This window comes from Rhizobium moroccans, assembly GCF_057559155.1.
The window spans coordinates 21,354-29,721 of record NZ_JBHFJG010000023.1 but is presented as its reverse complement, the minus strand read 5'-3'; the positions used below and the strand labels follow the sequence as shown (position 1 = coordinate 29,721).

Annotated in this window: 7 protein-coding genes and 1 pseudogene; 5 read left to right on the top strand and 3 right to left on the bottom strand. The window is 62.5% G+C overall.

Annotation, left to right across the window (positions count from 1 at the left end; translation table 11 throughout):
• A pseudogene (locus ACE04I_RS13335) lies at positions 1-289 on the bottom strand (hypothetical protein); the annotation flags it as partial.
• Between the two features lie 136 nt (positions 290-425).
• Between ACE04I_RS13335 and phaC the strand changes: the two are divergent.
• Genes phaC through radC form a run of 4 tightly spaced genes read left to right on the top strand, consistent with a single transcriptional unit; the run spans position 426 to position 4,686 of the window.
• Positions 426-2,273 (top strand): class I poly(R)-hydroxyalkanoic acid synthase, encoded by a 1,848-nt coding sequence (gene phaC, locus ACE04I_RS13330; RefSeq protein WP_487207171.1) that lies wholly within the window; start codon positions 426-428, stop codon positions 2,271-2,273.
• Between the two features lie 11 nt (positions 2,274-2,284).
• Complete coding sequence (sfsA, locus tag ACE04I_RS13325) at positions 2,285-3,004, top strand: DNA/RNA nuclease SfsA (protein ID WP_046797174.1); 720 nt, start codon at positions 2,285-2,287, stop codon at positions 3,002-3,004.
• A 24-nt stretch (positions 3,005-3,028) separates the two neighbouring features.
• Positions 3,029-3,865 carry a type I methionyl aminopeptidase gene (map, locus tag ACE04I_RS13320; RefSeq protein ID WP_046797175.1) on the top strand — a complete coding sequence of 279 codons (837 nt, stop codon included), beginning with the start codon at positions 3,029-3,031 and terminating at the stop codon, positions 3,863-3,865.
• Positions 3,866-3,867: 2 nt separating this feature from the next.
• Complete coding sequence (gene radC, locus ACE04I_RS13315) at positions 3,868-4,686, top strand: RadC family protein (protein WP_046797176.1); 819 nt, start codon at positions 3,868-3,870, stop codon at positions 4,684-4,686.
• Here the strand turns inward: radC and ACE04I_RS13310 are convergent.
• The gene (locus ACE04I_RS13310; RefSeq protein WP_487207170.1) at positions 4,673-5,590 is read right to left on the bottom strand and encodes an SDR family oxidoreductase; all 918 of its coding nucleotides are present in this window, start codon (positions 5,588-5,590) and stop codon (positions 4,673-4,675) included. The two genes, radC and ACE04I_RS13310, sit on opposite strands and share 14 nt — an antisense overlap.
• 103 nt (positions 5,591-5,693) lie before the next feature.
• Between ACE04I_RS13310 and ACE04I_RS13305 the strand changes: the two genes are divergently transcribed.
• Positions 5,694-6,533: a helix-turn-helix transcriptional regulator gene (locus ACE04I_RS13305; protein ID WP_046797178.1), complete on the top strand. Its 840-nt coding sequence runs from the start codon at positions 5,694-5,696 to the stop codon at positions 6,531-6,533.
• Between the two features lie 12 nt (positions 6,534-6,545).
• Here the strand turns inward: ACE04I_RS13305 and ACE04I_RS13300 are convergent, their stop codons facing one another.
• Complete coding sequence (locus tag ACE04I_RS13300) at positions 6,546-8,357, bottom strand: ABC transporter ATP-binding protein (protein WP_046797249.1); 1,812 nt, start codon at positions 8,355-8,357, stop codon at positions 6,546-6,548.
• Between the last annotated feature and the right edge of the window lie 11 nt (positions 8,358-8,368).

The window sequence follows — 8,368 nt, the reverse complement described above, 5'->3', positions numbered from 1 at the left end:
GCGCGGCAAGACGGCCTTCGCTGGTAGAGGCGTCGTCGTCGGCAATTTGCGTGTTGGCCGCGGTAAGCTGCTTGTCGAAGGTCGGATAGGCGCCGGTCTTGCGCAGAGTCACCGGACCAGGCGCAGGTCCGCTCGCGGGTGCCACGACCGTCGCCGTCGGCGCGGTATTCGGGATTCCGTCATCGAGCGCAAAGCTTTTGCTGTTGCAGCCGGTCAGCGCGACAGGCATCAGCAGCCCGAGACCGATGAAAAAGGAAAATCTCCCGATCCGGTGCCTCAGTTTTTCCATTTCCGTTGTCCAGTTGTCATGCCTCGAGCACGCTTCGCCCGAAGGTGTCGATTTCTGGCACTTGTATTCGTTTTCGGGCACAATGTACAAACGAAAACAACAACAAGCTGGACAGGATTTCCTGAGGAGGCTGCGAGTGGCGCAAAAGACCGGGGAAACGGGGCAATCGGGACAGGATTTCCCGGGCTTCGACCCTAAAACGGTCGAGGCCTACATGGTCAAGGACCCGCACGCCTTGGCCATGAATCTCGCCCGCGCGCTCGAAAATCTCGGCAAGGCCGCTTCCGAATGGCTCCGCCCGCGCGAAAGCGGCGAAGTCTCTGATTCCATCGCCGATCCGGTCACCGACCTCGTGAAGACCATGTCCAGCGTGGCCGAATACTGGATGTCCGATCCCAAGCGGACGCTGGACGCGCAAACCATGCTGCTCTCCAGCTATATGGGCATCTGGATGCGCACGCTGGACCGGCTTTCCGGCCAGCCCGGAGAAGAGGAGCCCGAACCTCCGCAGAAGGACAAGCGCTTTGCCGACGAGGACTGGACGAAGAACCCCTTCTTCTCCTTCCTGAAACAGGCTTACCTCGTGACCTCCGACTGGGCGGACAGGCTCGTCACCGAAGCGGAAGGTCTCGACGATCATACCAGGCACAAGGCGGCCTTCTATGTGAAGCAGATCACCGCGGCGCTCTCGCCGGCCAATTTCGTGCTGACCAATCCGGAAGTCTACCGCGAAACGATCGCCACCAGCGGCGCCAATCTCGTCGAAGGCATGCGTAAGCTGGCGGAGGACATCGCAACAGGCGGCGGAGAGTTTCGGCTGCGTCAAACGGATCATTCCAGCTTTGCCGTTGGGCGCAATCTGGCCGTCACGCCCGGCAAGGTGATCGCCCGCAACGAGGTCTGCGAGATCCTGCAATACGAACCGAGCACGCAAACGGTTCTGAAGCGCCCGCTTCTCATTTGCCCGCCCTGGATCAACAAGTTCTACATCCTCGATCTCACGCCGCAGAAGAGCTTCATCAAGTGGTGCGTCGACCAGGGCCACACGGTTTTCGTGATCTCCTGGGTCAATCCCGACGAGCGCCATGCGAGCAAGGACTGGGAGTCCTACATTCGCGAGGGCATAGATTTCGCTCTCGAAACGATCGAGAAGGCGACGGACGAGAAGAATGTCAACGCGATCGGCTATTGCGTCGGCGGCACCTTGCTCGCCGCCGCGCTCGCCCTGCACGCGCAGGAGAAGAACAGCCGCATCGCATCCGTCACCTTCCTCACCGCGCAGGTGGATTTCACCCATGCGGGCGATCTGAAGGTCTTCGTCGACGAGGAGCAGCTCGCCGTCATCGAAAAGCAAATGGATGCGCTCGGCTATCTCGAAGGATCGCGCATGGCGGTTGCCTTCAACATGCTGCGCGCCTCCGAGCTGATATGGCCCTACGTGGTCAGCAACTATCTGAGGGGACAGGAGCCCCTGCCCTTCGACCTGCTCTACTGGAACTCCGACAGCACCCGCATGGCGGCCGCCAATCATGCCTACTACCTGCGCAACTGCTATCTCAGCAATAATCTGAGCAAGGGCGAGATGAAGCTCGCCGGCAGGACGATTTCACTGAAGGACATCAAGATACCGGTCTACAATCTGGCGACCCGCGACGACCATATCGCGCCTGCGAAGTCGGTCTTCACCGGCTCCTCGCTTTTCGGCGGACCGGTGGAATTCGTACTCGCCGGTTCCGGCCATATCGCAGGCGTCGTCAACCCGCCGGAAAAGCAGAAGTATCAGTATTGGACGGGCGGCACCTCGCGGGAACGGTATGAGGACTGGCTCGCCGGCGCGAGCGAGACCAAGGGGTCTTGGTGGCCCCATTGGCACGCCTGGGCCGAGGCCAGGGATGCCGACCGCGTGCCGGCGCGCAAACCTGGCGGCGATGCGCTCAAAGCGATTGCCGATGCACCCGGCACCTATGTGCTCGCCCGCGCTTGAATCCATCCATAATGCTGTTCGATCCGCCGCTCATCCCCGCCACTCTGCTGCAGCGCTACAAGCGCTTCCTGTTCGATGCCGTGCAGGAGGATGGCACGCCGTTCACCGGCTCATGCCCCAATACCGGCTCCATGCGCGGGCTCACCACTCCCGGCTCCCGGATATGGGTTTCGCAGCACGACAGCCCCACCCGCAAATATCGGCACATGTTCGAGATGATCGAAGCGGACGGCACGCTCGTCGGCATCAATACCGGGCTTCCGAACCGGCTTGCCGAGGAGGCGATCCGCGCCGGGCTGCTCCCAGGCCTCGCCGGCTATGAAACGATCCTGCGGGAGCAGCGATATGGCCGCAATTCGCGCATCGACTTCCTCCTGCTTGGCGACGGCCTCCCCAATGCCTATGTCGAGGTGAAGAACGTGCATTTCATGCGCGAGCCGGGCCTTGCTGAATTTCCGGACACCGCAACGAAGCGCGGCGCCAAGCATCTCGAGGAGCTGGGCGACATGGCGGAAGCCGGTCACCGGGCGGTGATGCTCTATCTCGTGCAGCGGCACGACTGCACACGCTTCAGGATCTGCGCCGACCTCGATCCGCTTTACGCCGCTGCCTTCCGTCGCGCGACGGCTCGCGGGGTTGAGGCCTATGCGCTGCGCTGCCGGGTAACGCCGCATGAAATTGCCGCGACCGGGCTGATCGCCATGGACGAACCGGCCCCGGCTGTTTTATGAACGAAGAGATTGCGGGAAATAAACATGGTCAGTTACATCGAGGCGGTCTCCGCCCCTCCAAAGAACACGGGTGCGATCCGCCTCTATAGCGCGGAAGATTTCGCGGGCATGCGCAAGGCCTGCCTCCTGACGGCGCGCTGCCTGGACGAGCTTGCGGCGATCGTCGAGCCGGGCGTCGCCACCAGCACGATCGACCGTTTCATCTTCGAATTCGGCATGGATCACGGCGCGCTTCCGGCGACGCTGAATTATCGCGGTTATACGAAATCCTCCTGCACCTCCATCAACCACGTCGTCTGTCACGGCATTCCGGACGACAAGCCGCTTCGCGAAGGTGATATCGTCAATATAGACGTCACCTATGTACTGGACGGCTGGCATGGGGATTCGAGCCGGATGTACCCCGTGGGAGGCGTAAAGCGCGCCGCCGAGCGTCTGCTGGAAGTCACCTACGAATGCCTTTTGCGCGGCATCGCGGCCGTCAGGCCGGGCGCCCGCACCGGGGCGATCGGCGAAGCCATCCAGACCTATGCCGAGGCAGAACGCTGCTCCGTGGTGCGCGATTTCTGCGGCCATGGCGTCGGCAGGCTCTTTCACGATTCGCCGAACATCCTGCATTACGGCCGTGCCGATGAAGGGCCGGAACTGAAGGAGGGCATGATCTTCACCATCGAGCCGATGATCAATCTCGGCAAGCCGCATGTGAAGGTCCTCTCCGACGGCTGGACGGCGGTCACCCGCGACCGCTCCCTTTCGGCGCAATACGAACATACCGTCGGCGTCACGGCGACCGGCTGCGAGATTTTCACGCTGTCGGCTGGCGGCTTGGACCGCCCCGGCTTGCCGCCGCTTCCGAGATAACCATGCCAGGTCGCCGCGACACCCCGCCAGAAGATGACAATGAGTTCGCCTTCGACGGGATGGCGGACGAACGGGGCTTCTTCTCGGAAAGTATTTCGAAATCCCGGCCGCTGAAGAAATCCCCGCCGGCCCCGACGGACGATGGAAAGCATGCGCATTACCACGGCCACCGCGAACGCCTGCGCAACCGGTACCGGGAGCATGGCGATACCGCGCTCGCCGACTATGAAATCCTCGAACTGCTACTCTTCCGGCTGATACCGAGGCGCGACACGAAACCGATAGCAAAGGCGCTGCTCGATCGCTTCGGCACGCTTGCCGGCGTATTCGGCGCGCCGACGACGCTGTTGCAGGAGGTCAACGGCGTCGGCGAAACCGTGGCATTGGACCTGAAGCTTATCGCAACCGCCGGCCACCGGATGTTGAAAAGCGAGCTGCGCGGCAAGCAGGTGCTTTCGTCATGGTCGGCGGTGATCGACTATTGCCATGCGGCCATGGCCTACGAGGCGCGCGAGCAGTTCCGCATCCGGTTCCTCGACAAGCGCAATGCACTCATCGCGGACGAGGTGCAGGGCCAGGGCACGGTCGACCACACGCCCGTCTATCCGCGGGAAGTCGTGCGTCGCGCTCTGGAGCTTTCCGCCACCGCCATCATCCTGGTGCATAACCATCCGAGCGGCGACCCGACCCCGTCGCGCGCCGATATCGAGATGACCAAGACGATCATCGATACCGCCAAGCCGCTCGGCATCACCGTCCATGACCACATCATCATCGGCAAGGACGGACATGCGAGCCTCAAGGGCCTCAGGCTGATCTAGCGAGAGCCGACGAACCGATGAAATAGGCGTCCCGATCGATGTCCTGGATGAGCTTCGGCTGCGCCGGCCGCCATCCGAGCCTTTCGCGCGTCCATGCGCTCGAGGTGGGAGCATCCATGCTCGCGAACAGCGTGAACCAACCGAAATGTCCGGTAGCCTCGTCGGCCGGCATGCTTAAGACCGGCAGATTCAGGCGGTGGCCGATCACGGTAGCGATCTCCTTGAACGGCACGCCTTCTTCCGCGATTGCGTGATACCGGGCGTCGGCGGAACCTCCCTCAAGCACGAGCCGGTAGAGGCGAGCAGCGTCGAGCCTATGCACCGCCGGCCATCGGTTGAGCCCTTCTCCGACATAGGCCGAGACGCCCTTCTCTCGCGCGAGATCGATCAGATATGGAACGAAACCATGATCGCCGTCGCCGTGCACCGAGGGCGCAAGGCGGACGACCGAGGCACGCACACCCTGTTCAGCCAAGGCTGCGGCAGCCGCTTCCGAAGCCCGCGGATATCGGTCGGAGACCGATGGAGCCCGATCCTCCTCGGTCGCGGCACGCCCGACCGCCAGATGGGCGACCCCGGAGGTCACGATCAGCGGGCGATCCGAGCCGGCAAGCTCGGCTCCCAGCGCTTCGATGGCACGGCGATCGATTTCGCAATTCTCCCTGAATTTCGAAAAATCATGGATGAAACCGGTATGGATCACGCCATCGGCCGCTTCCGCACCACTCCGGAGGCTGCCGGCATCCTCCAGCGAGCCCCGATGAACCTCGGCGCCTGCCGCGGCGAGCGATGCCGCGGAGGCATCGGAACGTGCAAGCCCAAGGACCTGATGGCCAGTATCGAGCAATTCCCGCACGACGGCAGAGCCGACGAAACCTGTTGCACCGGTAACGAAGACACGCATATGAAAAGCCCTCATTCTTGATAATGATGAGCTTCCACTACGGTCCGGGCTTATGCGTTAAAAGCCGTGACCTTATACCGGTATCGGGACTAACAGGCTCAACATGGCAAATCCTGACGACAATCCCCTCGGGACCTATCTCAAGGACCGCCGCGCCCGGCTCGATCCCGCCGATCTCGGCTTTCCCGCCACCCGCAGACGGACGCCCGGACTGAGACGGGAAGAGGTGGCTCAGCGCGCCAATGTCAGCGCGACATGGTACACTTGGCTCGAACAGGGACGCGGCGGCGCACCCTCAGCCGACGTACTCGACCGGCTTTCCAGGGCTTTGGCTCTGAACCCTGCCGAGCGGGAGCATCTCTTTCTGCTCGCACAGCATCGGCCGCCGGAGGTTCGATACCAGAGCTTCGAACCGATCACGCCTCAGCTTCAGCGCGTGCTGGATTCGATGGAATACAGCCCGGCCATTGTGCGAACCCCGCTATGGGATGTCGTCGCTTGGAACGAGGCGGCGGCAGCCGTGATGACCGATTACGCAGCGCTTCCGCCGGAAGAACGAAACGTCCTGAAACAGGTTTTCGGCAACCCCACGGTACGGGCGCACATGGTGAACTGGAAGCGCGATGCACGCGCCGCCGTCGCGGCATTTCGAACCGAGGCCACCCGCGCCAGCGCTCCGCAAGCAATTCAGGAACTGGTCGATGAACTCTGCCTATTGAGTCCGGAATTCGAGGCGATGTGGCGAGATTATGCCGTTCAGAATTTCGGCGAGGGCAAGAAACACTTCCGCCACGAGACGGCGGGTGATTTCATGCTCGAATATTCATCCTTCACGGTCGATGGCCGGCCGGATCTTGGCCTCGTCATCTTCAACCCGGCGACAGCCGCAGATGCGGAGCGGATCAGAATGCTGATCGAGAGCCGCAGAGCCGCCGTCCGTTAACTCCCCGCTTCGTCAGGCCACCTGCACAAGGTGGCCTTCGGAAACCTCGCGGTATTCCCGCTTCGGCGGTTGATAGTCCATCGAACGCACCGGGCTTTTCAGCTCTTCGTTGGAGATACCCCGGCGGATGCCGCGACGCGCGGGATCCGGCACCGGAACAGCCGCCATCAGCTTCTTCGTGTAAGGATGCTGCGGATTTTCGAACACCGCCGCGCGCGGGCCGATCTCGACGATCTCTCCGAGATACATCACCGCCACACGGTGGCTCACCCGCTCCACTACCGCCATGTCGTGGCTGATGAAGAGAAAAGCGAGGTTCAGGCTCTGCTGCAAGTCGAGCAACAGGTTGCACACCTGCGCCTTGATTGACACGTCGAGCGCCGAAACGCTTTCGTCAGCCACGATAACCTTGGGATCGAGCGAGAGCGCGCGGGCGATCGCGATACGCTGGCGCTGACCGCCAGAGAATTCATGCGGATACCGGCTCATCATCGCCGGCGAAAGGCCGACGCGCTCGAGCAGGTCGGCCGTCTTGTCGCGGGCTTGCTTGGGGCTCCCGAGTTTGTGCTTGATGAAGGGCTCGGAGATCGCCGCGCCCACGGTCATGCGTGGGTTGAGAGACGAGAACGGATCCTGGAAGATCATCTGCACGCTCTTGCGCAGATTGCGCAGACCCATCTGATCGAGAGCCCGCACATCGTAACCATCGAGGGAGACATCGCCGCTGGTCGGTTCGATCAGCCGCATGATGGAACGGCCGGTCGTGGACTTGCCGCAGCCGGATTCACCGACCAGCGACAAGGTCTCGCCCTGGAAGAGATCGAAGGAAATATCCTCGACCGCATGAACCGCACCGGTCTGGCGCGAAAAGAGGCCGGAGCGGATGGGGAAGCGGGTCACGAGGTTCTTCACCGCGAGAACCGGCGTCCGGCCGCTTTCAACGGTTGCCGCAACCTCGGCCGGCTCGGCCGCCTCACCCGTCTTGATGTCCACCACCGGGAAACGGGTCGGCCACTTGCGCTCCTTCATGGAGCCGAGCTTCGGCACCGCGGAGAGAAGTGCGCGCGTATAGGGATGCCTGCCACGCAGGAAGACCTCGTCGGTCGGCCCGGTCTCCACCTGCTCGCCGCGATACATCACGATCGTCCTGTCGGCGATCTCGGCCACCACGCCCATATCGTGGGTGATGAAGAGGACCGACATTCCCTCCTCTTCCTGCAGTACCTTGATGAGGTCGAGGATCTGTCCCTGAATGGTGACATCGAGCGCGGTGGTCGGCTCGTCAGCGATCAGGAGCTTGGGGCGGGAGGCGAGCGCCATGGCGATCATCACGCGTTGGCGCATGCCGCCGGAGAACTGATGCGGATAGTCGTCGAAGCGCGAGGCGGCATTCGGGATGCGCACCTTTTCGAGCAACCGTACCGTCTCAGCGCGCGCTTCCTGCTTGGAGAGCCCCTTGTGACGGATGAGCACCTCGGAAATCTGCCGTCCGATCGTGAAGATCGGGTTCAGCGAGGTCATCGGCTCCTGGAAGATCATCGAGGCGTCGTTGCCGCGCACGCCGCGCATCTCCCTTTCGGAAAGCGCGAGGATGTCCTTGCCGGCAAGCAGGATCTTGCCCTCGATGCGGCTGGAGCCGGGCGCGAGGAGGCGCATGATCGAAAGCGAGGTGACGCTCTTGCCCGAACCGCTCTCGCCGACGATCGCCACGGTCTCGCCGGGACGAACGTCGAAGGACATGTCGCGCACCACGCTTTTCCATGCCCCATCAACGAGGAAGGAGGTGGTGAGGTTCTCGACGGAAAGGACGGGGGCTTCGCTCATACGGGCTTCCC

What these genes read in the sequence shown, in the direction of transcription:
- sfsA (WP_046797174.1), top strand. Translation starts at nt 2,285, where the DNA reads ATGCTGTTCGATCCGCCGCTCATCCCCGCCACTCTGCTGCAGCGCTAC.
- map (WP_046797175.1), top strand. Translation starts at nt 3,029, where the DNA reads ATGGTCAGTTACATCGAGGCGGTCTCCGCCCCTCCAAAGAACACGGGT.
- radC (WP_046797176.1), top strand. Translation starts at nt 3,868, where the DNA reads ATGCCAGGTCGCCGCGACACCCCGCCAGAAGATGACAATGAGTTCGCC.
- ACE04I_RS13310 (WP_487207170.1), bottom strand. Translation starts at nt 5,590, where the DNA reads ATGCGTGTCTTCGTTACCGGTGCAACAGGTTTCGTCGGCTCTGCCGTC.
- ACE04I_RS13305 (WP_046797178.1), top strand. Translation starts at nt 5,694, where the DNA reads ATGGCAAATCCTGACGACAATCCCCTCGGGACCTATCTCAAGGACCGC.
- ACE04I_RS13300 (WP_046797249.1), bottom strand. Translation starts at nt 8,357, where the DNA reads ATGAGCGAAGCCCCCGTCCTTTCCGTCGAGAACCTCACCACCTCCTTC.